This is a genomic window from Streptomyces sp. NBC_00271 (assembly GCF_036178845.1).
Classification (GTDB): Bacteria; Actinomycetota; Actinomycetes; order Streptomycetales; family Streptomycetaceae; genus Streptomyces.
Genome location: NZ_CP108070.1, coordinates 7,626,086 through 7,650,720, shown reverse-complemented (window position 1 = coordinate 7,650,720; position 24,635 = coordinate 7,626,086). Strand labels below are relative to the sequence as shown.

Here is a 24,635-nt window from a genome sequence, read left to right as displayed (position 1 = left end):
GATTTCAGATTTCAGATTTCAGATTTCAGTCGACCGATGTCGGCCGACAGCCGACACAAACGGCTGACGGCACGGCGAAGGCCCGGGCCTCCCTCACGGGACCCGGGCCTTCCCTTCCGGCAGCGTCCGTCACGCCGCTACCGGAACCTCCGGCGTCGCGCCGTTCATCGCCGGCGACAGCGCCAGTTCCAGGACCTGGCGGACGTCCGTGACGGCGTGGACGTCCAGCTTCTCCAGCACCTCGGCCGGGACGTCGTCCAGGTCGGCCTCGTTGCGCTTCGGGATGATGACCGTGGTGACACCCGCCCGGTGCGCGGCGAGCAGCTTCTGCTTCACCCCGCCGATGGGCAGGACACGGCCGGTCAGTGAGACCTCACCCGTCATCGCCACGTCCGTGCGGACCAGTCGGCCGGACAGGAGCGAGGCCAGCGCCGTCGTCATGGTGACGCCCGCGCTCGGACCGTCCTTGGGGACCGCGCCCGCCGGGAAGTGGATGTGCACGCCACGGTCCTTCAGGTCGCCGACCGGCAGTTCCAGCTCGGCGCCGTGCGAGCGGAGGAAGGAGAGCGCGATCTGCGCCGACTCCTTCATCACGTCACCCAGCTGACCGGTCAGGGTCAGACCGGCCGCGCCCGTCTCCGGGTCGGCCAGCGACGCCTCCACGAAGAGAACGTCACCGCCCGCGCCCGTCACGGCCAGACCGGTGGCGACGCCGGGCACCGCGGTGCGGCGCTCGGCCGGGTCCTGGGCGGACTCGGGCACGTGGTGCGGCCGTCCGATGAGCCCGCGCAGATCGGCGTCGGTCACCGTGAAGGGCAGCTCCCGCTCTCCGAGTTCGTGCTGCGCCGCGACCTTGCGGAGCAGGCGTGCGACGGCCCGCTCCAGGTTGCGTACGCCCGCTTCCCGGGTGTACTCCCCGGCGAGCTTGCGCAGCGCGCTCTCGTCGAGCGCGACCTCCTCCTTCTCCAGACCGGCCCGCTCCAGCTGACGCGGCAGCAGGTGGTCACGGGCGATGACGACCTTCTCGTCCTCGGTGTACCCGTCGAGCCTGACCAGCTCCATACGGTCGAGCAGCGCCTCCGGGATGGCCTCGAGCACGTTGGCCGTCGCCAGGAACACCACGTCGCTGAGGTCGAGCTCGACCTCCAGGTAGTGGTCCCGGAAGGTGTGGTTCTGGGCGGGGTCGAGGACTTCGAGCAGCGCCGCGGCGGGGTCGCCGCGGAAGTCGGAGCCGACCTTGTCGATCTCGTCCAGCAGGACCACCGGGTTCATGGACCCGGCCTCCTTGATGGCGCGGACGATACGGCCGGGCAGCGCGCCGACGTACGTACGCCGGTGGCCGCGGATCTCGGCCTCGTCCCGTACGCCGCCGAGCGCGACCCGGACGAACTTGCGGCCCATGGCGTGCGCGACGGACTCGCCGAGCGAGGTCTTGCCGACACCGGGCGGACCGACGAGCGCGAGCACGGCACCGCCGCGCCGCCCGCCGACGACGCCGAGACCACGCTCGGAACGCCGCTTGCGCACGGCCAGGTACTCGGTGATGCGCTCCTTCACGTCCTGCAGACCGGCGTGCTCGGCGTCCAGGATGCCCTTGGCGCCCTGGATGTCGTACTCGTCCTCGGTGCGCTCGTTCCACGGGAGTTCCAGGACGGTGTCGAGCCAGGTCCGGATCCAGCCGCCCTCGGGCGACTGGTCGCTGGACCGCTCCAGCTTGTCGACTTCCTTGAGCGCGGCCTCGCGGACGTTCTCGGGGAGATCGGCGGCCTCGACGCGGGTCCGGTAGTCGTCGGACTCCTCGCCCTCCTTGGCGTCGCCGTTCAGCTCGCGCAGCTCCTTGCGGACGGCTTCGAGCTGGCGCCGCAGCAGGAACTCGCGCTGCTGCTTGTCGACGCCTTCCTGGACGTCCTTCGCGATGGACTCGGCGACATCCTGCTCGGCGAGGTGCTCACGCAGCTGCTCGGTGGCGAGCTTCAGCCGGGCGACCGGGTCGGCGGTCTCCAGCAGCGTGACCTTCTGCTCGGTGCTCAGGAACGGGGAGTAACCGGAATTGTCGGCAAGGGTGGACACATCGTCGATGGCCTGTACGCGGTCCACGACCTGCCAGGCGCCGCGCTTGCGCAGCCAGCTGGTGGCGAGGGCCTTGTACTCCTTGACCAGTTCGGCGACGTGGCCGGGCAGCGGATCGGGCACGGTCTCATCGACCTGGGTGCCCTCGACCCACAGGGCGGCACCAGGACCGGTCGTCCCGGCGCCGATCTTCACGCGCCCACGGCCGCGGATCAGCGCGCCCGGGTCGCCGTCGGCCAGTCGGCCGACCTGCTCGACGGTGCCGAGCACGCCCGTGCTCGGGTACGCCCCGTCGATGCGTGGCACCAGCAGCACCTTCGGCTTGCCGGGCTCCGACCGCGCGGCGGCCTGGGCGGCCTCCACCGCGGCGCGTACATCGGCGTCGTTCAGGTCCAGCGGAACCACCATCCCGGGCAGCACGACCTCATCATCGAGCGGCAACACGGGCAGGGTGAGCGGTGTGGACGTCGAAGCCATTATCTCTCCCTAGGCAGTCAAGTTGAGCTATGCCGACTCAATGCACGTGAGCCCCGGATTGTTCCCCGGGGACTGTTCGCTGTGAGCGATCGCTCTCCACGGAGACGTCCGTGCAGGTCAGCGGGGTATCCGCCACGCTTCCCTCTTGGTCGGCGCCGCTCCGCCGTACCTCCGCCGCGAACGCCTGTGGTGCGGTCAACGCCGTCGGCCCGCCGTCCCTTCCCGTACGACCGCGCCCGGTCGACGCGGTCGACGCGGTCGACGCGGTCGCAAGAGCCGCGGCCGGGAGAGCGCAAGAGCGCCGTCACACCACCGCAGTCGCATGCACAGCCGGCTCCTTCACACCGCAGGCTCATCCACACGCTGTGGAACCACGCACGGGGAAACGGGGCACGACGTGGGCGAGAGGCAGCAACAGGGGCGAGGGTCGACTCGGCGCCGGGTGGTCGTGGGCGGCGGGGCAGCGGCCGTGGTGGCGCTCGCCCGGGATGCTAGGCCGCGACGGTGCCGGGCGTCTGAGCGGTGTGTACGGCGGCGGGGGCAACGGGGCTGGAGGCCGCCTGCGCACGGGCGCGGCGCCAGCCCCGGACCAGCGGCCAGGTCGACACCCCGATCGCCAGGGACATCACATGCCCCCAGTCCGTCATCGGGTCGGCGAATTCGAGCAGGTCCCCGACGACCATCGAGCCGAAGACGACCAGCAGCGGCCAGCGCAGCCAGGGCCGCAGCAACCCGGCGAGCGCGCCGACGCTCGTGGCGACGCCGAAGCTGATGCCGTAGTCGAGGCGGTGCAGGGAGCTGTCGGGGAGGTCTCCCACCAGCACGGAAAGACCGATAGGCACCTCGGTGGCCAGGGTGGCCAGGACGTGCCCGAGCAGGAAGACTCCGGCGGCCCGCAGGCCGCCTATCCGCCGCTCCAGCGCGGTCAGCACCAGCACGAACCCGAGGGCGTACGGCGAGGTGATCCCGCCCGCCATCCACAGCGCGCTGGCCAGCAGTACCAGCACCGGTTCGTGTATGAGGTGCGCGACGTCGGTGCTGGACCCCTGATGCAGGGCGTGGACGAGGGAGGGGTCCGCGTAGTCGGTGACCATCGCGGTGACGGTGAGCACGGCCGCGTAGCCGAAAGTGAACGGCGTTCCGGTGGGGGTGGGCAGCAGCCGCCAGGGACGGAGCGACCGGAGCCGGGCGAGGGCGCGGGAGACGGGTGGAGCGACCGGAGCGGGAGGAGCAAGTGCAGGAGATGTCGTCGCCGGGCGGGGGACGGGCGGCACGGTCATGGCGCCCCGTTGTCGCGGCACCCCGTCCAGGAAAAGCGTGCCCGTCTGTGGGTCCTTGAGCGCGGCATCGGCCGAGGAGGCCGTCGGGGCCGTGGTCGTCGCCACTGCCGTCTCCGTCGCGGTCGTGCTCCGGTCCAAGGTGAGGGGCTCCTTCCGTCCCGCTCCACCCTTGGGGGCTCGCGCCGCCGCTGTCTATGACCGACGCCACGTGGGAGGCGATTCATAGCAACCTGATAAGCGCATTCGGCGTCCGCGGTCGCCGTGTCCGCACACGCGTCCGAGTCAGTCCGTGCGTGCGTCCGAGTCGGTCCGTACGCGCGCACGAGTCAGTGCCGTATGCGCGTCCGACGGCAGCCCCGTGCCCGAGACGGTGATCGAGCGCAGCAGCCGGTCGAGGTAGGCCCGCATCCGGGCGGCCATGTCGACGCCCGTGGGGTCGAGGGCCCACTGCAGCTGGATGCCGTCCACATCGTCGGCATGACGACGTCGTTCTCGATGATCGCGGGCTCGGTCCTGGCCAATGTCTTCAGCGGCTCGATGGCGCTGGCGTTCCTCGTCCCCGGCGTCATCGGGCTCGCCGCGGTCGGCTATCTGGTCGCGGTGATGAAGGACCGCCCGGCCCGCGCCGGCGCCTTCGAGCCGTACGGCCTCCGCGAGTTCCTGCGCAGCTTCTGGGTCGACCCGCGCAAGCACCCCGACTTCGCCTGGAACTTCGCCGGCCGCTTCCTGGTCTTCACCGGCGCCTCCTGCGTCACCAGCTACCAGGTCTACTTCCTGATGGACCGCCTCGGCTACAGCGACGACGCCGTCTCCGGCAAGGTCCTCGTCGGCACTCTCGCCATGGTCGTCGCGACCGTGACCGGCTCGCTGCTCGGCGGCCAGCTCTCCGACCGTTCGGGCCGCCGCAGGCCGTACGTCCTCGGCTCCTCGCTCGTCATGGCCCTCAGCCTGGCGCTGCTCGCCGCCGCGCAGTCCTTCGGGATGTACGTCGTCGCCGTGATCGTCTTCGGCCTCGGTGAGGGCCTCTACCTCTCCGTCGACCTGGCGCTCGCCGCCGCGGTGCTGCCCAACCCCGACGAGTCCGCCAAGGACGTGGGCGTCCTCAACATCGGCAACGCCCTGCCCCAGTCCCTCGTCCCGATCGCCGCCCCCGCGCTCCTCGCGATCGGCGGGGGCGGCAACTACGGGGCGCTGTTCCTCTTCGGCGCGATCGCCGCCGTACTGGGCGCACTCGCCGTCCGGTTCGTCCGCTCCGTCAAGTGACCCCCTTCAAACAGCCCCCTTCTTTAAGAAGCCCGTCAAACAGCCGCCTCGAGCAAGAAGGAAACAAGGAAACCGGGATGCCCTCAGGGAAGACCACCGCCACGTACCGCGATCCGCACCGCCCCGTCGACGAGCGCGTCGAGGACCTGCTCTCCCGCATGACGCTGGAGGAGAAGGCGGGTCAGCTGTTCCACTCCATGCTCTCCATGAACGCGGACGGCACCTTCGCCACCGACGGGCCCTTCGTGCACGCCCCCACCCCCGAGCTGATCGAGGGCAGGGCGCTGACCCACTTCAACCTCATCGGCCAGTACGGCGTGCGCGAGACGGCCCAGTGGGTCAACCGGGTCCAGGAGCTGGCCGCGAGCACCCGTCTGGGCATCCCGGTCACCCTCTCCACCGACCCGCGCCACGCGTTCACCGACAACCCGGGCGCCTCCTTCAACTCCGGCGCCTTCTCGGCCTGGCCCGAACCCCTGGGCCTGGCCGCGATCGGCGACCCGGCGCTGGTGGAGCGCTTCGGGGACACGGTCCGCCGCGAGTACCTGGCGGTGGGCTTCCGGGTCGCGCTGCACCCGCAGATCGACCTGGCCACCGAGCCACGCTGGTCGCGCCAGAGCGGCACGTTCGGATCCAGCGCGGGGCTGACGAGCGAGCTGGTACGGGCGTACGTACGCGGTCTCCAGGGGGCGAGGCTCGGACCGGAATCCGTCGCCGCCATGGTCAAGCACTTCCCCGGCGGAGGACCGCAGAAGGACGGCGAGGACCCGCACTTCGCGCATGGTAAGGAGCAGATCTATCCGGGCGGCATGCGTGAGTACCACCTCCAGCCCTTCAAGGCGGCCGTGGAGGCGGGCTGTTCCCAGGTGATGCCGTACTACGGGCAGCCGATCGGCACCGACTGGGAGGAGGTCGGCTTCGGCTTCAACCGCGATGTCCTCACCGGCCTCCTGCGCGAACGCCTCGGCTTCGACGGCATCGTCTGCACCGACTGGGGCCTGCTCACCGACGCGCCCGTGCTCGGCGAGCTGTTCCCCGCGCGAGCCTGGGGCGCCGAGCACCTGACCGTCGCCGAACGCGCGGCGAAGGCGCTGGACGCGGGCAGCGACCAGTTCGGCGGCGAGCAGTGCCCCGAGGTGATCGTGGAACTGGTCCGTTCGGGCCGCGTCACGGAGGAACGCGTCGACGAATCCGTACGTCGACTCCTGCGCGAGAAATTCACGCTCGGCCTCTTCGAGAACCGCTACGTGGACCCCGACCGGGCGGAGGAGACCGTCGGGGCGGGCGAGTTCACCGCGCTCGGCGAGGCCGCCCAGCGCCGCTCGCTGACCGTCCTGACCAACCACGGACTGCTGCCCCTCGAGGGCCGCCCGAACCTGTACGTGCGGGGAATCTCCGAGCAAGTGGCCGCCGCGTACGGCAATGTCGTCCCCGATCCCGTCGACGCGGACCTCGCGGTACTGCGCCTGCGCACGCCCCACGAGGAGCGCCCCGGGCTCTTCGAGTCCTTCTTCCACTCGGGGTCGCTGGCCTTCCCGGAGGACGAGCTCAAGGAGATCCTGCGGCTGCTGGACGCGGTGCCCACGCTGGTGTGCGTCAACCTCGAACGGCCCGCCGTCCTCCCCGAGATCGCCGCGAAGGCGGCCGCGCTGGTCGCCGACTACGGCGCGAGCGACACGGCACTCCTGGACGTCGCCTTCGGACGGGCGCGGGCCCAGGGACGACTGCCGTTCGAACTGCCGCGCTCCATGGCGGCGGTCGAGGCGTCACGGCCGGACGTCCCCGACGACACCGAAGACCCCGTGTTCCCCTACGGGCACGGACTGAACCTCTGACCCCCTGAGGATTAATTCGGCTGCCCATCCTGGTGAAAGTGCCAGGATGGGAGCCATGACTGCCTCGTACGACATCCCTGTAGTCATCGATCGCCGGGAAGGCCCCTACGGCGAGGTCGTGTTGCGGCGCCACGGCGCGCTGCTGCAGATCATCGCCAACGGGTGCTTCCTGATGGACACCTCCGACGGCCGCTCGGAACGGCTGCTCGTCGACGCCGCGCTGGACGCCCTGGACGAGCGGACGGAGCCCGAGGTGCTGATCGGGGGGCTCGGTGTCGGGTTCTCTCTGGCACACGCCGCCGCCGACCCGCGCTGGGGGCACATCACCGTCGTCGAACGCGAAGGGGCCATCATCGACTGGCACCGTGACGGACCGCTGGCGGAACTCTCCGCGGCGGCGCTCGCCGACCCCCGGACCGAAATCGTGAGATCCGATCTGCTCGCTCACGTCAATGAGACTTCCGACACGTACGACGCGCTGTGCCTCGACATCGACAACGGGCCCGACTGGACCGTCACCGAGGACAACACCGGGCTGTACGGACCGGCCGGACTGGCAAGCTGCGCAAGGGTGTTGAAGCCGGGCGGGGTGCTCGCCGTGTGGTCGGCGCAGCCCTCTCCGGAATTTGAAGGATCGCTGCGGAATGCCGGATTCCACCAGGTGCGTACCGAAGAGATCCCCGTTGCCCGGGGCGTTCCGGACGTCGTCCATCTCGCGGTCGGGCCTGGATAGCCGAGCGAAGGTGACTGCCCGTACCCTGCTTCCCTGGCGCAGATCATTCAAGCGTCAAGCGCAGTCATGGGATCACCCCACGGATTCCGGAAAGCACACTTCAGGGGCGGGCGATGGAGCAAACACACACCTCGCACAACGGCACGGCGGCCACGCCAGGCGCTCAGCGCCGGGTGCTGGTGGTCGAGGACGACCCGACGATCGTCGACGCCATCGCGGCCCGCCTGCGGGCCGAGGGATTCCTCGTGCAAACCGCGGGCGACGGACCGGCCGCCGTCGACACAGCAGAGGCCTGGCAGCCCGACCTGCTGATCCTCGACATCATGCTGCCCGGCTTCGACGGCCTGGAGGTCTGCCGGCGCGTGCAGGCCCAGCGCCCGGTGCCGGTGCTGATGCTCACCGCGCGCGACGACGAGACCGACATGCTGGTCGGGCTCGGCGTCGGCGCCGACGACTACATGACCAAGCCGTTCTCGATGCGCGAGCTGGCCGCGCGCGTGCACGTCCTGCTGCGCCGGGTCGAGCGGGCCGTGGTGGCCGCCTCGACGCCGCGCAGCGGGATCCTGCGCCTCGGCGAGCTGGAGATCGACCACGCGCAGCGCCGGGTACGGGTGCGCTCGGAGGACGTGCACCTCACGCCCACCGAATTCGACCTCCTGGTATGCCTCGCCAACACTCCGCGCGCGGTACTCTCCCGCGAGCAGTTGCTGGCCGAGGTCTGGGACTGGGCGGACGCCTCGGGCACTCGGACCGTGGACAGCCACATCAAGGCGCTGCGCCGGAAGATCGGTGCCGAGCGGATCCGTACCGTCCACGGCGTGGGCTACGCCTTGGAGACCCCGACTCCCTGAGCCGGGTCTCCGCAGGGACCAGGAACCTCATGTAGGGGGCTGATGTCATGAGCGGGCTCGGTGAATCGGGCAGAACCACGGGCGTCGTGAGCGGTCCCGGTGAGCCGGGCCGCGACGAGGGGTTCTGGGGCTCCGTACGCCCGTTCTCGATCAAGACCAAGCTGGGCGCTCTCGTCGTCATCTCCGTGCTCATCACCACGGGTCTGTCGATGATCGCGGTGCACACCAAGACGGAGCTCCGCTTCATCACGGTCTTCTCGATGATCGCCACACTGCTGATAACGCAGTTCGTGGCCCATTCGCTCACCGCGCCGCTGGACGAGATGAACACGGTCGCCCGCTCCATCTCGCACGGCGACTACACCCGCCGGGTGCGGGACGACCGGCGGGACGAGCTGGGCGACCTGGCCCAGACGATCAACCTGATGGCCGACGAGCTGGAGGCCCAGGACCGCCAGCGCAAGGAACTCGTGGCGAATGTCTCGCACGAGCTGCGCACCCCCATCGCGGGCCTGCGCGCGGTCCTGGAGAACGTCGTGGACGGTGTCTCCGCCGCCGACCCCGAGACGATGCGTACGGCCCTGAAGCAGACGGAGCGGCTGGGCCGGCTGGTCGAGACGCTGTTGGACCTCTCCAGGCTGGACAACGGGGTCGTACCCCTGCGCAGGCGCCGTTTCGAGGTGTGGCCGTACCTGTCCGGCGTGCTCAAGGAGGCCAACATGGTCGCCTCCGCGCGCGCGGGCATCGCCTCGGGCTCCGGCAGTCACACCCGCACCGACGTCCATCTGCACCTCGACGTGTCCCCGCCGGAGCTGACCGCGCACGCGGACCCGGAGCGGATCCACCAGGTCGTGGCGAACCTCATCGACAACGCGGTCAAGCACAGCCCGCCGCACGGCCGGGTGACGGTCAAGGCGCGGCGCGGCGACTACCCGGAGTCACTTGCCCTGGAGGTCCTGGACGAGGGCCCCGGCATTCCGCAGTCGGAGTGGCACCGGGTCTTCGAGCGCTTCAACCGCGGCGGGGTGCCCTCGCCGCACGGCCCGGGCAGCGACGGCGGTACGGGCCTCGGGCTCGCCATCGCCCGTTGGGCGGTCGATCTGCACGGCGGCCGGATCGGCGTGGCCGAATCCCAGCGGGGTTGCCGGATTCAGGTCATCCTTCCAGGGCTTCCTTCTCTGCCAAGTTGACGTAAAGTTCGAACCGGAGCCACAAGATCCATCGTCGTCCCGTGCTCGTGGACACGTGTGATCAGGCACAGGGCCGTGTGAGTCGTACCGCGACCCTGGATCGGCGTACCCATTCCGGACCGAAACCCCGCTTGTTTCCCGCCATTTCCTTCCCCGAAACACGCTTTCCGATGTGACTTACACGACGTTGGACCGGCCCGGCCTGACCTTCTCGGCCATGGGGGCGTAGCCTTGATTCCCGCTGTCCATCACCTTGTGAAGCGGAAGAGGGCGGTTGCCGCCGTGTCGCCACAGTCCCCCAGTAACTCGAGCATCTCGACCGATGACCAAGCCGCCGGGAAGAACCCCGCGGCCGCGTTCGGTGCGAACGAATGGCTCGTCGACGAGATCTATCAGCAGTACCTCCAGGACCCGAATTCGGTAGACCGAGCCTGGTGGGACTTCTTCGCCGACTACAAGCCGGGGGCTCCTGCCGCCTCGGCTTCGGCGGGTACTGCGGCCGCGGGGGCCGCAGGGACCACCACCCCGTCAGCGACGCCTCAGGCCGCGCCTGCCGCTCCGGCAGCCCCGGCCGCGCCCGCGGCACCGGCTCAGGCCGCTCCTGCGCCCGTCCAGGCCGCCGCTCCCGCAGCCGCTCCGGCGGCGCCGAAGCCCGCTGCCGCCGCCCCGGCCCCCGTGAAGGCCGCTCCGGCCGCCGCGAAGCCGAAGGCCGAGCCCGCGACCGAGGGCCCCGAGGGTCCCGAGTACGTGACGCTGCGTGGTCCCGCCGGTGCCGTCGCGAAGAACATGAACGCCTCCCTGGAGCTGCCCACGGCCACGTCCGTGCGCGCGGTCCCGGTGAAGCTGCTCTTCGACAACCGCATCGTCATCAACAACCACCTGAAGCGCGCCCGGGGCGGGAAGATCTCCTTCACCCACCTCATCGGCTACGCGATGGTGCAGGCCATCAAGGCCATGCCGTCGATGAACTGGCACTACGCGGAGAAGGACGGGAAGCCCACCCTCGTCAAGCCCGCGCACGTCAACTTCGGCCTCGCCATCGACCTGGTGAAGCCGAACGGCGACCGCCAGCTCGTCGTCGCCGGCATCAAGAAGGCCGAGACGCTGAACTTCTTCGAGTTCTGGCAGGCCTACGAGGACATCGTCCGCCGCGCCCGCGACGGCAAGCTGACGATGGACGACTTCACCGGTGTCACGGTCTCCCTGACCAACCCCGGCGGCCTCGGCACCGTCCACTCCGTGCCGCGTCTGATGCCCGGCCAGTCGGTCATCATGGGCGTCGGCTCCATGGACTACCCGGCGGAGTTCCAGGGCACCTCCCAGGACACCCTGAACAAGCTCGGCATCTCGAAGGTCATGACGCTCACGTCGACCTACGACCACCGGGTGATCCAGGGCGCCGCCTCCGGCGAGTTCCTCAGGGTCGTCGCGAACCTCCTCCTCGGCGAGAACGGCTTCTTCGACGAGATCTTCGAGGCCCTGCGCATCCCCTACGAGCCGGTCCGCTGGCTCAAGGACATCGACGCCAGCCACGACGACGACGTCACGAAGGCCGCCCGCGTCTTCGAGCTGATCCACTCCTACCGGGTCCGCGGCCACGTCATGGCCGACACCGACCCGCTGGAGTACCGCCAGCGCAAGCACCCCGACCTCGACATCACCGAGCACGGCCTCACCCTGTGGGACCTGGAGCGCGAGTTCGCGGTCGGCGGCTTCTCCGGCAAGTCGATGATGAAGCTGCGCGACATCCTCGGCGTGCTGCGCGACTCGTACTGCCGCACCACCGGCATCGAGTTCATGCACATCCAGGACCCGAAGCAGCGCAAGTGGATCCAGGACCGCGTCGAGCGCCCGCACTCCAAGCCGGAGCGCGAGGAGCAGCTGCGCATCCTGCGCCGCCTGAACGCGGCGGAGGCCTTCGAGACCTTCCTGCAGACGAAGTACGTCGGCCAGAAGCGCTTCTCCCTGGAGGGCGGCGAGTCCGTCATCCCGCTCCTCGACGCCGTCATCGACAGCGCCGCGGAGTCCCGCCTGGACGAGGTCGTCATCGGCATGGCCCACCGCGGCCGCCTGAACGTCCTCGCCAACATCGTCGGCAAGTCGTACGCGCAGATCTTCCGCGAGTTCGAGGGCAACCTCGACCCGAAGTCGATGCACGGCTCCGGCGACGTGAAGTACCACCTGGGCGCCCAGGGCACCTTCACTGGCCTCGACGGCGAGCAGATCAAGGTCTCGCTGGCCGCGAACCCCTCCCACCTGGAGACGGTCGACCCGGTCATCGAGGGCATCGCCCGCGCCAAGCAGGACATCATCAACAAGGGCGGCACGGACTTCACCGTCCTGCCGGTCGCCCTGCACGGTGACGCGGCCTTCGCCGGCCAGGGTGTGGTCGCCGAGACGCTGAACATGTCGCAGCTGCGTGGCTACCGCACCGGCGGCACGGTCCACATCGTCATCAACAACCAGGTCGGCTTCACCGCCGCCCCGGAGTCCTCGCGCTCCTCCATGTACGCCACCGACGTGGCCCGCATGATCGAGGCGCCGATCTTCCACGTGAACGGCGACGACCCCGAGGCCGTCGTCCGCGTCGCTCGCCTGGCCTTCGAGTTCCGCCAGGCGTTCAACAAGGACGTCGTGATCGACCTCATCTGCTACCGCCGTCGCGGGCACAACGAGTCGGACAACCCGGCGTTCACGCAGCCGCTGATGTACGACCTGATCGACAAGAAGCGCTCGGTGCGCAAGCTCTACACCGAGTCCCTGATCGGCCGCGGCGACATCACCCTCGAAGAGGCCGAGCAGGCGCTGCAGGACTTCCAGGGCCAGCTGGAGAAGGTCTTCACCGAGGTCCGCGAGGCCGTCTCGCAGGGGGCCGAGGTGCAGATCTCGGACCCGCAGGCGCAGTTCCCGGTGGCCGTGCAGACCGCGGTCTCCCAGGAGGTCGTCAAGCGGATCGCCGAGTCCCAGGTCAACATCCCCGACAACGTCACCGTCCACCCGCGTCTGCTGCCGCAGCTGCAGCGCCGGGCGGCGATGATCGAGGACGGCACGATCGACTGGGGCATGGGCGAGACCCTCGCCATCGGCTCCCTCCTCCTGGAGGGCACCCCGGTCCGGCTGTCGGGCCAGGACTCCCGCCGTGGCACCTTCGGCCAGCGCCACGCTGTCCTGATCGACCGGGTCACGGGCGAGGACTTCACCCCGCTCCAGTACCTCTCCGACGACCAGGCCCGCTACAACGTCTACGACTCCCTGCTCTCCGAGTACGCGGTCATGGGCTTCGAGTACGGCTACTCGCTGGCCCGCCCGGACGCCCTCGTGATGTGGGAGGCGCAGTTCGGTGACTTCGTCAACGGCGCGCAGACGGTCGTCGACGAGTACATCTCGGCCGCGGAGCAGAAGTGGGGCCAGACGTCCGGCGTCACCCTCCTCCTCCCCCACGGCTACGAGGGCCAGGGCCCGGACCACTCCTCGGCCCGCATCGAGCGCTTCCTCCAGCTGTGCGCGCAGAACAACATGACGGTCGCCCAGCCGACGCTCCCGTCGAACTACTTCCACCTCCTGCGGTGGCAGGTGCACAACCCGCACCACAAGCCGCTGGTCGTGTTCACCCCGAAGTCGATGCTGCGTCTCAAGGCCGCCGCGTCGAAGACGGAGGAGTTCACCACGGGCGCCTTCCGCCCCGTCATCGGCGACGACTCGGTCGACGCCTCGGCGGTCCGCAAGGTCGTCTTCTGCGCCGGCAAGCTGTACTACGACCTCGAGGCCGAGCGGCAGAAGCGCGGCGTCACGGACACGGCGATCATCCGCATCGAGCGCCTGTACCCGCTCGCGGGTGCCGAGCTCCAGGCGGAGATCGCCAAGTACCCGAACGCCGAGAAGTACCTGTGGGCCCAGGAGGAGCCGGCGAACCAGGGCGCGTGGCCCTTCATCGCCCTCAACCTGATCGACCACCTGGACCTGGCCGTCGGCGCCGACATCCCGGGCGCCGAGCGGCTGCGCCGCATCTCCCGCCCGGCCGGCTCTTCTCCGGCCGTGGGATCGGCGAAGCGGCACCAGGCCGAGCAGGAGCAGCTGGTGCGTGAGGTGTTCGAGGCGTAGCCCTCGACCCGCTCACGTCCGGTGACGGGCCCGGCCTCCGAGAACACCGGAGGCCGGGCCCTTCCCTGTACCACCGTTCCGGCGGTGATACGGGGTCCGAGGCCCTCCGGCCGCCCCGTGCGCCCACTTATCCTTTTCTCAGCGTTCCCCTTCACTTTCACCGACGGAGCACCATCCATGTACTTCACCGACCGTGGCATCGAGGAACTGGAGAAGCGGCGCGGCGAGGAGGAGGTCACCTTCGAGTGGCTCGCCGAGCAGCTGCGTACGTTCGTCGACCTCAATCCGGACTTCGAGGTGCCGGTGGAGCGGCTGGCGACGTGGCTGGCGCGGCTGGACGACGAGGACGACGAGGAGTAGGCCCCCGACGTCGGGAGCGGGTGGGCGTCAGTCGAAGGCGCGCAGCCGGTCGTACGCGAGGCCGAGCGCCCCGTGGAGCATCAGGAGCGTCCCCGCGACGATCCAGCCCGCGCTGTGGCGCCGTACGCCCCACACGGTGAGCGGCAGCCCGGCGGCCAGCTGCCCGGTCGCGAGGACACGGGCCCGGCGCCCGCGCAGCCAGGAACCCCCACCGGCGCCCTCCACCGCCGCCGGCTCCGCCCGGACCGCCGCACGCCACCCGTTCCACTCGATCTGCTCGGCGCCGGGCTGGGTCCGGGCCACCTCGAGGAGCCGGTCGGTCGGCTCCCCGGGGCCGAGCCCGGCCGGCAGCAGCACCCCCGCGCGCGTGAGGACGGCGAGCAGTCCCCGCAGGCGCGCGCGGGCGTCCGCCCCGGACACCGGCCTGGTCAGCGGGTCGAGCGCCGGCATGTCGAGGACCGGGTCGAGGCCGAGCCGCGCGGCGAAGGTGCGCATCGCCTCGTCCTCACCGACCGGGGTGCCGTCCGCCAGCCATTCGTAGCCCACGCTGCGCCGGAAGCCCGCCGCGAGAGTGAGCCCGCTGCGGTCCGCGTCCCACCACAGGGCCAGTACGGGCCAAGGGGCGCTGACGGCCAGGGCGGTGGCCCACCCCGTGACCACGCGGTCGACGGGCTCGCTGCCGTGCAGCCAGGGCTCCCCCTCGGGAACGAGCACGCTCCACTCGGGGCCCGCCCCGGTGAGCAGCATCCGCTCCCGCAACAGCTGGGCGGCCAGACCGACGGACTCGTGCCCTGCCCGGCAGAGCAGCAGGGCGCCGGCGGCCTTGGCCTGGGACGAGTCGGGCGTCGTGGACATGGGCACACCGTAGATCGACTACGACCCGAATGACCCGTTTTGCCCGTCAAGTCCCCACCACTCACCCGCAAGCCCCGACCGCGAGAGCACCACTTCCCCCAAACGAGTGCCTTGACTTTCCATATCCGCGATATATCGTGAATGACGGAAGACGCGATATGGCGCGTCGAGTCCAGATTACGTCGAGTCCAGACGCGCGCCCGGTCTGGTCGGGTCGTTGGGAGGTCTGCACCATGTCCGAGTGGTCCGTCGCAGAGCCGAGGAAGCTCACCTTCGACGACCCCGTGACGGCACTTCATGTGCGCGTCGTCAACGGAACAGTGAACGTCGTGGGGACCGACGAGGGTTCCGCCCGCCTGGAAGTCTCCGAGCTGGAGGGCCCGCCGCTGCTCGTGACCCAGCAGGACGGCACGCTCACCGTGGCCTACGAGGACCTGCCCTGGAAGGGCTTCCTCAAGTGGCTCGACCGCAAGGGCTGGCGCCGCAGCGCCGTCGTCACGCTGGCCGTCCCGGCCGGCACCCCCGTCGAGGTGGGCGTCGTCGGCGCCGCCGCCGTGGTCTCCGGGATGGAGAACCGGGTGGCGGTCAGGGGCGTCACGGGCGACACGACCCTCGTACGGATCGCCGGCCCCGTCCGCGTGGAGACCGTCTCCGGGAGCCTGGAGGCCCAGGCCGTCACCGGCGACCTCCGCTTCAACTCCGTCTCCGGCGACCTGACCGTGGTCGAGGCCTCGGGCTGCTCCGTGCGCGCCGAATCGGTGAGCGGCTCGATGATCGTGGACCTCGACCCCAGGGGCACCCCCACCGACGTCCAGTTGTCGAACGTCTCGGGGGAGATCGCCATCCGCCTCCCCCACCCCGCGGACGCCGAGGTGGAGGCCAACACCGCCAGCGGCACGGTCTCCAGTGCCTTCGAGGATCTCCGGGTCAGCGGCCAGTGGGGCGCCAAGAAGATCACCGGCCGACTGGGCGCGGGCAATGGCAAGTTGAAGGCGATGACCGTCTCCGGCTCCATCGCCATGCTCCGCAGGCCGACGGCGGAGGACGAGCCCCACGAGGACGGGTCGTCCGCTTCTCCGGAGACCCCGACCGACAAGAAGGTGCTCTGACATGCCTCCCGTCTTCGCCCACGGCCGCCTGCGCCTCTACCTGCTGAAGCTGCTGGACGAGGCCCCCCGCCACGGGTACGAGGTGATCCGGCTCCTGGAGGAGCGCTTCCAGGGGCTGTACGCACCCTCGGCAGGCACCGTCTACCCCCGGCTGGCGAAGCTGGAGGCGGAAGGGCTGGTCACCCACACCACCGAGGGCGGCCGCAAGGTGTACGCGATCACGGACGCGGGCCGCGCCGAACTGGCCGACCGCAGTGGCGAACTGGCCGACCTGGAGCTCGAGATCCGCGAGTCGGTCGCGGAGCTCGCCGCGGAGATCCGCGCCGATGTGCGGGGCGCGGCGGGCGATCTGCGCCGAGAGATGCGGGCCGCGGCCACCGAGGCGAGGCGAGGCGGCAAGAGCGGCACTGGCACCGGCACCAGCACCGGAGAACACGAAGGGCCCGCGGGCGAGTTCGGGGACTTCGGAGACTTCCGCGACAAGGACTCGTGGCGGGTCGCCAAGGAGGAGATGCGGCGGGTCAAGCAGGAGTGGAAGGAACAGAACCGGCGCGCGAAGGACGAGAGCCGCCGGGCCCGCGACGAGGCGCAGCGCGCGCGGCGCCAGGCCAAGGAGGCGCAGGAGGAGATGCAGCGCATGGCCAAGCGGGTCCAGGAGCAGGTCCAGGACCGCTTCGCGCGCGGCGACTGGCCGAACGGGGTCCGTGAGGGCCTGAGCGAACTGGCCAAGGAGTTCGGCGACTTCGGGAAGACCTTCGGCAAGGACTTCGGTAAGGACTTCGGCTTCGGCCGCGCGGGTACGACGGCCACCGGGTCGGCGAAGCCCGAGTACGCCGAGTACACGGACACTCCGGAGGACTTCCCCGCCGACTACGCACCCTCCTGGGCCCACGAGGACTCCACCGGCGACCCCGCCCGCGACCTCGAACGCCTCCTGGACCGCTTCCGCGACGACATCCGCGACGCCGCCCGCGACCACGGGGTGACGGAGGACCAACTCCGATCGGCCCGCCGCCACTTGTCGACGGCTGCGGCGCACATCGGGGCCGCGTTGCGCACGCCGAAGAGCTGACGCCCATCGCCGCCCGGGGCTTTCCGAGGCCCGAGGGGATCCCCCCGGGCTCCGGCCGGGGACCTCGGAGAAGCCCCCGGCCGGAGCCCCGGTTGCGACCGCTCGCTCACCCCGCCTTGGCCTCCCCGCCGCCGTACAGCACGCGCGTGACCGCCTCATAGGTGACCCCGTGGTCGGCGAGCACCTCCGCCGACACACCGGGCCGTGCGGTCAGGGCCATCAGCAGATGCTCGTCGCCGATGTGCCGGTCATGACGGGCGAGGGCGGCACGAAGGGACCGCGTCAGCACGTCCTTGGCCCCCGGGGCGAACGGCCGACGCCTGGAGCGTCGCCCGCCGCCACCCCCGTTCCCCGATCCCAACGCCCCGACCCCGTGTGCCTCCTCCACCCGGGAGACGATCTCCGAGAGGTCGATCCCGAGCCCGGAGAGCGCCTCCGTGTCGGCGCGGGAGAGCCCGCCCCACCGACGCGCATCGGCAAGCGACCGTTCCATCGAGTCCCGACGACCGGCCGCCCCGAGCGAGGCCAGCACGAACGAGCCACGGCTGCCCTCCCGATCGAGGAGGGCGAGAAGCATGTGCTCCTCGTCCACCGCCTCGGCACCCGTGCGTTCGGCGTGCCCGACCGCCCCCACGACCACGGCCCGGGCGTCCTTCGTGAACCGCTCGAACATCACTGCCTCCCGTACTTCTTGTGCACGGCCTGCCTGCTCACTCCGAGTTCCGCGGCGATCTCCTGCCACGACCAGCCCTGATTGCGCGCGCTGCGCACCTGTACCGCTTCCAACTGCTCCAGCAGCCTCCGCAGCGCGGAGACCGCCCGCAGTCCGATCCGCGGATCGCGATCACCCGCACGCTCGGCGAGATCCGTTGCTTCGGTCATGATGTCAATCTAGGTTGACAGCAGGACGGATGTCAACCCCAGTTGACAGGCGGTACGCGAAACGGCGGGCTCGAATGCCTCCCGAGCCCGCCGTGACCGCTCCACGCTGCACTGCACTGCACCTCGGCCCGAGCAGCCGAGGGTCCCTCAATCCCTCACCCTCATCCCGCGGTAAGAACGATCTTCCCGAACTGGTCGCCCGCCTCCAGTCGCTCGAACCCTTCCCGGGCCCGGTCCAGCGGAAGCACCTCATCGATGACGGGTCGCACACCCGTGGCGGCGCAGAAGGAGAGCAGATCCTCCAGCTCGTCCTTGGTGCCCATCGTGGAGCCGACGACCTTGAGTTCCAGGAAGAAGATGCGGGTGAGCTCGGCGTGCGAGGGGCGGTCGCCGCTCGTCGCGCCCGAGATGACCAGCGTGCCGCCGGGCCGCAGCGACTTGACGCTGTGCGACCAGGTGGCCGCGCCGACCGTCTCGATGACCGCGTCCACGCGCTGCGGCAGCCGTGCGCCGGACTCTAGGGCCTCCACGGCGCCCAGCTCGACCGCCCGCTTGCGCTTGGCCTCGTCGCGACTGGTGGCGAAGACCCGAAGACCGGCGGCCTTGCCGAGCACGATCGCGGCGGTCGCCACGCCGCCGCCGGCGCCCTGGACGAGGACGGAGTCGCCGGGCCGTACTCCGGCGTTGGTGAAGAGCATGCGGTACGCCGTCAGCCATGCGGTCGGCAGACAGGCGGCCTCCTCGAAGGAGAGTTCCTTGGGCTTGGGGATGACGTTCCACGTCGGGACGGAGACCTGTTCGGCGAACGTGCCCTGGTAGCGCTCGGTGAGGATGGAACGGGGCTCCTTCGGGCCGACCCCGTGCCCCGTCTGTCCGATGACCGAGTGCAGCACGACTTCGTTGCCGTCCTCGTCGACGCCGGCCGCGTCGCATCCGAGGATCATCGGCAGCTTGTCCTCGGCGAGACCGACGCCGCGCAGGGACCAGAGGTCATGGTGGTTCAGGGACGCGGCCCTGACGTTCACGGTGGTCCAGCCCGGCCTCTGCTCGGGGGCCGGACGCTCCCCCAACTCCAGGCCGGTGAGCGGCTGGTCACGGTCAATGCGGGCGGCGTAGGCAGCGAACATGACCTTGACGATAGGCTCCGCCCCCGCCCGGCGGAACCAGGTCCCCCTGTGACACACGTCCCGCCACCCTCACGCTCCACGTCACACCGGTCCGCTCCGACCACGAGCGAAAGCGACCGCCGACCTCCCGCCCGGGGTAGGGGCTGGTCGCGCAGTTCCCCGCGACCCTGAAGACTCCGCCCGCCGGGGTGCAGGGGGCAGCCCACCCGCAGGACGGCGAGGGCGCGTCCTTGGCGGGGGTCCGGGGCGGAGCCCCTGGGGATGATGGGGCCCCTGTACGGACCAATCCGGGAAAGAAAGCAGGGCCCCGCCGGGAGCACACCCGGCGAGGCCCTGACATCACGCGGCCGCGTCAGCGGCGGGCAACGCCCTCGGCCCGAGCAGCCGCGGCCACCGCCGCGGTCACCGCGGGAGCCACCCGCTCATCGAACGGCGACGGAATCACGTAGTCCGCGGCAAGGTCGTCCCCGACGACCGCAGCGAGCGCCTCGGCCGCCGCGATCTTCATCCCCTCGGTGATCCGAGACGCCCGCACCTGCAACGCCCCCGCGAAGATCCCGGGAAACGCCAGCACGTTGTTGATCTGGTTCGGGAAGTCCGACCGCCCGGTGGCGACCACGGCCGCGTACTTGTGGGCGATCTCGGGGTGCACCTCGGGATTCGGGTTGGCCATGGCGAAGACGAAGGCCCCCTCGGCCATCGACGCCACCGCCGGCTCCGGCACCGTACCCCCGGACACGCCGATGAAGACGTCCGCGCCCGCGAGCGCCGACTCCAGCGACCCCGTGAGCCCCGCCTTGTTGGTGATCCCGGCGAGCTCCCGCTTGACGTCCGTCAGGTCGTCCCGGTCCGCGGAGACGATGCCCTTGCGGTCCGCGACCGCGACGTCACCGATCCCCGCCTCCAGCAGGAACTTGGCGATGGCGACCCCGGCCGCCCCCGCCCCCGAGATCACCGCACGCAGATCACCCAGCGTCCGCCCGGTCAGCTTCGCGGCATTCCGCAGCGCCGCCAGCGTCACGATCGCGGTTCCGTGCTGGTCGTCGTGGAAGACGGGAATGTCCAGCCGCTCCTGGAGCTTGCGCTCGATCTCGAAGCACCGCGGCGCCGAGATGTCCTCCAGGTTCACGCCCCCGAACGAGGGAGCGAGCCGGACCACGGTCTCCACGATCTCGTCGACGCCCGTGCAGTCCAGCGCGATCGGCACGGCATCCACCCCGCCGAACTGCTTGAACAGGATGGCCTTGCCCTCCATCACGGGAAGGGAGGCCTCCGGGCCGATGTCACCGAGTCCCAGCACCGCCGTACCGTCCGTCACCACAGCGACGACGGACGACTTCCACGTGTAGTCGTGGACGAGCTCGGGCTGCTCGGCGATGGCGCTGCACACCTTCGCCACGCCGGGCGTGTACGCCAGGGACAGGTCGTCCTTGTCACGGACGGGCACGGTGGCCTGCACGGCCATCTTGCCGCCACGGTGCAGCGCAAAGGCAGGGTCGAAGTCGAGGGAGTCGACGGAACCGGCGGAACCGACGGTGTCGACGGAACCGGCGGAATTGACCGGCTCCACGTCGCCTTCAAGACCCGTACTGCTGTCGCTGCGAGGATTGACGATCTCCGCTGCCACTTTGTTTTACCCCTTAAGTCTTCATTGATTTGAGGGTGACCACTCCTGGTTGAGGGGTGGGCGGGCACCGCGTAACCCTGCCGCCGTGGTGGTGCGTACGGGCGGATACGCGACGGGCGCGCCGCACACGCGCCCTGAGCCCCGGATGAGGGGTGTAGAGAACCTTCTTACCGGACGGACCAGGTCGGCGACGAGTCCATACCGCGAAGCTCACACGCCGGTGACATGACTCATACCTGGATATGTGGACAAGTCCGGGACATGACCTCAACACACTACAAGTGCGGAGTAGTGGCGGCCCGCATCGTGAGATGCGCCGAAGATCTTCCGGCCGGAAGGAGGGATTCCCGCACAAGGTCCGGCCCTGATGGAGTCGTCCGTGGCGGTTCGGGGGTCACCCGTTATCCGATTTTGACATAGCGAGTCCCTTGAAGCGCGCAGTCCGAATGGCAAGATGCCGTCATCACACGAGGTCGCGACACCCAAAGGTGTGTGTTCTCGTCGACCCATCGGCAACTCCCTCATCCGCCGGAGGCACCCACCATGACCGCAAGCTCCACCCGTCGTACGACCGCCGCGCAGTCCCGGATAGCAGCGGTCGGCGCGATCGCGGTCGCCGGGGCCCTGATCCTCACCGGCTGCGGTGACCAGACCAAGAAGGACTCCAACAGCTCCTCCTCGAGCGCCGCCTCAGCTCCGCTGGCCTCCAAGCTGCCCGCGTCGATCCGTGACGCGGGTGTCATCAAGGTCGGCTCGGACATCGCGTACGCGCCCGTCGAATTCAAGGACAGCTCCGGCAAGACCGTGGGTATCGACCCCGATCTGGCGGACGCGATGGGCAAGCAGCTCGGAGTGAAGTTCGAGTTCCAGAACGGCACTTTCGACACCCTGATCACGGGTCTGCGCTCCAAGCGGTACGACATGGCGATGTCCGCGATGACGGACACCGCGGACCGCCAGAACGGTGTCGACGCCGACACCGGCAAGAAGGTCGGCGAGGGCGTCGACTTCGTCGACTACTTCACCGCGGGTGTCTCGATCTACACCCCCAAGGGCAAGACCCAGAACATCAAGACCTGGGCCGACCTCTGCGGCAAGAAGATCGCGGTGCAGCGCGGCACGGTCTCGGAGGACCTCGCCAAGTCCGAGTCGAAGAAGTGCACGGGCGGCAAGAAGATCGCCATCGAGTCCTACGACAACGACCAGCAGGCCCAGACCCGGGTGCGCGCCGGTGGCGCCGACGCCGGTTCCTCGGACTTCCCGGTCGCCGCGTACGCGGTGAAGACCTCGGGCGGCGGCAAGGACTTCGAGCTCGTCGGCGAGCAGGTCGAGGCGGCGCCGTACGGCATCGCGGTCGCCAAGTCCAACACGCAGCTTCGCGACGCACTGCAGGCCGCGCTCGACGCGATCATCAAGAACGGCGAGTACGACAAGGTGATAGCGAAGTGGGGCGTCGAGGCCGGCGCCGTCAAGACGGCCGCGGTCAACGGCGGCAAGTGACCGCGGAACCGAGCGGGCACTGAAAGGCAAGAACACCCGTGACTGTTGACATCGACAAGACGGCAGGGCCGGAGGACACTCCTCCGGCCGGGCCGGAGGCCATCAAGGCCATCCCCGTCCGGCACTACGGACGGTACCTCTCGGCCGTCATCGCGATCGCCGTGCTCGTCGCGATCATCTACGCGTTCGGCCAAGGCAAGATCAACTGGAATGCCGTACCGGACTACTTCTTCGACCAGCGCATCATCAAGGGCGTCGGCCAGACGCTGCTGCTGACGGTGCTCTCGATGGTGATCGGCATCGTGGGCGGCATCCTGCTCGCCGTGATGCGCCTGTCGAAGAACCCTGTGACCTCGTCCATCGCGTGGTTCTACATCTGGTTCTTCCGCGGCACCCCGGTCCTCGTCCAGCTGTTCGTCTGGTTCAACCTGGGTCTGGTCTTCGAGTACATCAACCTCGGGCCGATCTACAAGGACTACTGGTCCAGCTTCATGACGCCGTTCCTGACGGCGCTGCTCGGCCTGGGTCTGAACGAGGCCGCGTATATGGCCGAGATCTGCCGTGCCGGTCTGCTCTCGGTCGACGAGGGCCAGACCGAGGCCTCGCACGCGCTGGGCATGAGCCACGGCAAGACACTGCGGCGGATCATCATCCCGCAGGCGATGCGCGTGATCGTGCCGCCCACGGGCAACGAGGTCATCAACATGCTCAAGACGACCTCCCTCGTGTCGGCGGTGCAGTACTACGAGCTCCTGCGGTACGCCCAGGACATCGGACAGACCTCCGGCGCCCCGGTGGAGATGCTCTTCCTGGCCGCCGCCTGGTACCTGATCATGACCTCGGTCCTGAGCGTGGGCCAGTACTACGTCGAGCGGTACTACGCCCGCGGTTCGAGCCGTCAGCTGCCGCCTACCCCGTTGCAGAAGATCAAGGCCAATCTGACGTCCCTGTCCAACCGTCAGGGAGCGGCGGCATGACCGAGAACGAAACCACCAAAGACATTTCCGGTACGCCGATGGTGAAGTCCGAAGGCGTCCACAAGTCCTTCGGCGCGGTCGAGGTCCTCAAGGGCATCGACCTGGAGGTCAAGCCCGGCGAGGTCTTCTGCCTCATCGGCCCCTCCGGCTCCGGCAAGTCGACCTTCCTGAGGTGCATCAACCACCTGGAGAAGATCAACGCCGGCCGGCTGTCCGTCGACGGTGAGCTGGTCGGCTACCGCCAGAAGGGCGACAAGCTGTACGAGCTCAAGGACAGCGAGGTCGCACTGAAGCGCCGGGACATCGGCATGGTCTTCCAGCGCTTCAACCTGTTCCCGCACATGACGGCGCTCGAGAACGTCATGGAGGCCCCGGTCCAGGTCAAGGGCATCAGCAAGACCCAGGCCCGGGCGCGTGCCGAGCAGCTCCTGGAGCGCGTCGGCCTGGCCGACAAGGCGAAGAACTACCCCTCGCAGCTGTCCGGCGGTCAGCAGCAGCGTGTCGCCATCGCCCGCGCGCTGGCGATGGACCCGAAGCTGATGCTCTTCGACGAGCCGACCTCGGCGCTCGACCCGGAGCTGGTCGGTGACGTCCTCGACGTCATGCGCGACCTCGCCGAGTCCGGCATGACGATGATCGTCGTCACCCACGAGATGGGCTTCGCCCGCGAGGTGGGCGACTCGCTGGTCTTCATGGACGGCGGTGTGGTGGTCGAGTCCGGCCACCCGCGTGACGTACTGACGAACCCGCAGCACGAGCGGACGCAGTCGTTCCTGTCCAAGGTGCTCTGAGGGTTTCGACAGCCGGATGCCGCCCGCCCGTGAAGGGGTGGGCGGCATCCGACGTTCCGGATCACTACAGGTTCAACCAGGGGCTGCGCGGCGAGAGGTTGCCCTCGGTGTTGAGCCCCTGCAGCTGCACGAAGGTCGTGAACTGCCCCTTACCGTGGAAGTCCTTGCCGGCGTAGTGCTTGTTGACCACCTTGCCCGTGGGGCAGGGGTACGACTTCTTGGACACGATCCTCTCGCCCGTCGTGAGGACCCTGATCAGGATCGTGCACTTCGCGTGCTTCTTCCCCATGGAGACGATCGCGCTCGGGTGCCCCACGCCCTTGGACTTCTTGCTGAGGCAGGACTTCCAGATGACCGCGTGGTCGTTGTCGGGGAAGGTGTCCACGTTCGAGTAGGTGGAGCAACCTCCCTTGCCGGACTCCGCGTACGCCATGGGCGCCGTGGCCAGTCCGGCGAACGTCACGACCGCGCACATGGCCGCCGCGACGGCGGTCCCCCATGCATTGCACAACCTTCCCTCGTTTGACGGGCGGCA

Annotated in this window: 21 protein-coding genes; 12 read left to right on the top strand and 9 right to left on the bottom strand. The window is 69.6% G+C overall.

The annotated features are described in order from the left end of the window. Nucleotides 1-129: 129 nt before the first annotated feature. The 3 genes from lon to OG798_RS34890 all read right to left on the bottom strand — a co-directional run bounded on the left by lon (nt 130) and on the right by OG798_RS34890 (nt 4,295). On the bottom strand, nt 130-2,547 hold the full coding sequence (lon, locus tag OG798_RS34900; RefSeq protein WP_095852638.1) for an endopeptidase La: 2,418 nt from the start codon (nt 2,545-2,547) through the stop codon (nt 130-132). Nucleotides 2,548-3,038: 491 nt separating this feature from the next. Further along, entirely contained in the window at nt 3,039-3,965 is a 927-nt protein-coding gene (locus OG798_RS34895; protein WP_267062796.1) for a rhomboid-like protein, read from the bottom strand. 144 nt (nt 3,966-4,109) lie between these two features. Continuing rightward, complete coding sequence (locus tag OG798_RS34890; protein ID WP_121415040.1) at nt 4,110-4,295, bottom strand: hypothetical protein; 186 nt, start codon at nt 4,293-4,295, stop codon at nt 4,110-4,112. Between the two features lie 9 nt (nt 4,296-4,304). Between OG798_RS34890 and OG798_RS34885 the strand changes: the two genes are divergently transcribed. The 7 genes from OG798_RS34885 to OG798_RS34855 all read left to right on the top strand — a co-directional run bounded on the left by OG798_RS34885 (nt 4,305) and on the right by OG798_RS34855 (nt 14,160). After that, on the top strand, nt 4,305-5,090 hold the full coding sequence (locus OG798_RS34885) for an MFS transporter (RefSeq protein WP_267062795.1): 786 nt from the start codon (nt 4,305-4,307) through the stop codon (nt 5,088-5,090). Between the two features lie 77 nt (nt 5,091-5,167). After that, nucleotides 5,168-6,925, top strand: a complete 1,758-nt coding sequence (locus OG798_RS34880) for a glycoside hydrolase family 3 protein (protein ID WP_267062794.1) — start codon at nt 5,168-5,170, stop codon at nt 6,923-6,925. Between the two features lie 55 nt (nt 6,926-6,980). Next, a complete protein-coding gene (locus tag OG798_RS34875) occupies nt 6,981-7,658 on the top strand; it encodes a spermidine synthase (RefSeq protein ID WP_328758220.1) in 678 nt (225 codons plus the stop codon). A 113-nt stretch (nt 7,659-7,771) separates the two neighbouring features. Next, the gene (locus OG798_RS34870) at nt 7,772-8,509 is read left to right on the top strand and encodes a response regulator transcription factor (RefSeq protein ID WP_054236710.1); all 738 of its coding nucleotides are present in this window, start codon (nt 7,772-7,774) and stop codon (nt 8,507-8,509) included. Between the two features lie 47 nt (nt 8,510-8,556). Then, nucleotides 8,557-9,699 carry a HAMP domain-containing sensor histidine kinase gene (locus tag OG798_RS34865; protein ID WP_257016583.1) on the top strand — a complete coding sequence of 381 codons (1,143 nt, stop codon included), beginning with the start codon at nt 8,557-8,559 and terminating at the stop codon, nt 9,697-9,699. A 282-nt stretch (nt 9,700-9,981) separates the two neighbouring features. Next, the gene (locus OG798_RS34860; RefSeq protein WP_095852643.1) at nt 9,982-13,800 is read left to right on the top strand and encodes a multifunctional oxoglutarate decarboxylase/oxoglutarate dehydrogenase thiamine pyrophosphate-binding subunit/dihydrolipoyllysine-residue succinyltransferase subunit; all 3,819 of its coding nucleotides are present in this window, start codon (nt 9,982-9,984) and stop codon (nt 13,798-13,800) included. A 177-nt stretch (nt 13,801-13,977) separates the two neighbouring features. Next, nucleotides 13,978-14,160: a DUF6104 family protein gene (locus OG798_RS34855; protein ID WP_005312030.1), complete on the top strand. Its 183-nt coding sequence runs from the start codon at nt 13,978-13,980 to the stop codon at nt 14,158-14,160. A 27-nt stretch (nt 14,161-14,187) separates the two neighbouring features. On the opposite strand, the gene OG798_RS34850 is transcribed toward OG798_RS34855, so the two are convergent. Further along, nucleotides 14,188-15,015, bottom strand: coding sequence for a hypothetical protein (locus OG798_RS34850; protein WP_095852644.1), 828 nt, complete (start codon nt 15,013-15,015; stop codon nt 14,188-14,190). Nucleotides 15,016-15,248: 233 nt separating this feature from the next. Between OG798_RS34850 and OG798_RS34845 the strand changes: the two genes are divergently transcribed. Further along, complete coding sequence (locus tag OG798_RS34845) at nt 15,249-16,124, top strand: DUF4097 family beta strand repeat-containing protein (protein WP_067368788.1); 876 nt, start codon at nt 15,249-15,251, stop codon at nt 16,122-16,124. A gap of 1 nt (nt 16,125) precedes the next feature. Further along, on the top strand, nt 16,126-17,196 hold the full coding sequence (locus tag OG798_RS34840; RefSeq protein WP_328758219.1) for a PadR family transcriptional regulator: 1,071 nt from the start codon (nt 16,126-16,128) through the stop codon (nt 17,194-17,196). 106 nt (nt 17,197-17,302) lie between these two features. Here OG798_RS34840 and OG798_RS34835 read toward each other — a convergent pair whose 3' ends face one another. The 4 genes from OG798_RS34835 to OG798_RS34820 all read right to left on the bottom strand — a co-directional run bounded on the left by OG798_RS34835 (nt 17,303) and on the right by OG798_RS34820 (nt 20,832). Continuing rightward, nucleotides 17,303-17,869, bottom strand: coding sequence for a Clp protease N-terminal domain-containing protein (locus tag OG798_RS34835; protein ID WP_328758218.1), 567 nt, complete (start codon nt 17,867-17,869; stop codon nt 17,303-17,305). Next, nucleotides 17,869-18,078 (bottom strand): helix-turn-helix domain-containing protein, encoded by a 210-nt coding sequence (locus tag OG798_RS34830; protein WP_010984411.1) that lies wholly within the window; start codon nt 18,076-18,078, stop codon nt 17,869-17,871. The genes OG798_RS34835 and OG798_RS34830 overlap by 1 nt, the downstream gene beginning before the upstream one ends. 161 nt (nt 18,079-18,239) lie before the next feature. Further along, complete coding sequence (locus OG798_RS34825; RefSeq protein ID WP_095852648.1) at nt 18,240-19,205, bottom strand: zinc-binding dehydrogenase; 966 nt, start codon at nt 19,203-19,205, stop codon at nt 18,240-18,242. Between the two features lie 352 nt (nt 19,206-19,557). Further along, on the bottom strand, nt 19,558-20,832 hold the full coding sequence (locus OG798_RS34820; RefSeq protein WP_097224806.1) for an NAD(P)-dependent malic enzyme: 1,275 nt from the start codon (nt 20,830-20,832) through the stop codon (nt 19,558-19,560). Between the two features lie 543 nt (nt 20,833-21,375). On the opposite strand from OG798_RS34820, the gene OG798_RS34815 reads away from it, so the two are divergent. Genes OG798_RS34815 through OG798_RS34805 form a run of 3 tightly spaced genes read left to right on the top strand, consistent with a single transcriptional unit; the run spans nt 21,376 to nt 24,100 of the window. Then, on the top strand, nt 21,376-22,332 hold the full coding sequence (locus OG798_RS34815) for an ABC transporter substrate-binding protein (protein ID WP_095852651.1): 957 nt from the start codon (nt 21,376-21,378) through the stop codon (nt 22,330-22,332). A 38-nt stretch (nt 22,333-22,370) separates the two neighbouring features. Beyond that, nucleotides 22,371-23,309: an amino acid ABC transporter permease gene (locus tag OG798_RS34810; RefSeq protein ID WP_095852652.1), complete on the top strand. Its 939-nt coding sequence runs from the start codon at nt 22,371-22,373 to the stop codon at nt 23,307-23,309. Next, nucleotides 23,306-24,100, top strand: a complete 795-nt coding sequence (locus OG798_RS34805) for an amino acid ABC transporter ATP-binding protein (RefSeq protein WP_306454730.1) — start codon at nt 23,306-23,308, stop codon at nt 24,098-24,100. Before OG798_RS34810 ends, OG798_RS34805 begins: the two co-directional genes overlap by 4 nt. Nucleotides 24,101-24,164: 64 nt before the next feature. Here the strand turns inward: OG798_RS34805 and OG798_RS34800 are convergent, their stop codons facing one another. After that, nucleotides 24,165-24,611 carry a hypothetical protein gene (locus OG798_RS34800; protein WP_328758217.1) on the bottom strand — a complete coding sequence of 149 codons (447 nt, stop codon included), beginning with the start codon at nt 24,609-24,611 and terminating at the stop codon, nt 24,165-24,167. Nucleotides 24,612-24,635: the final 24 nt, after the last annotated feature.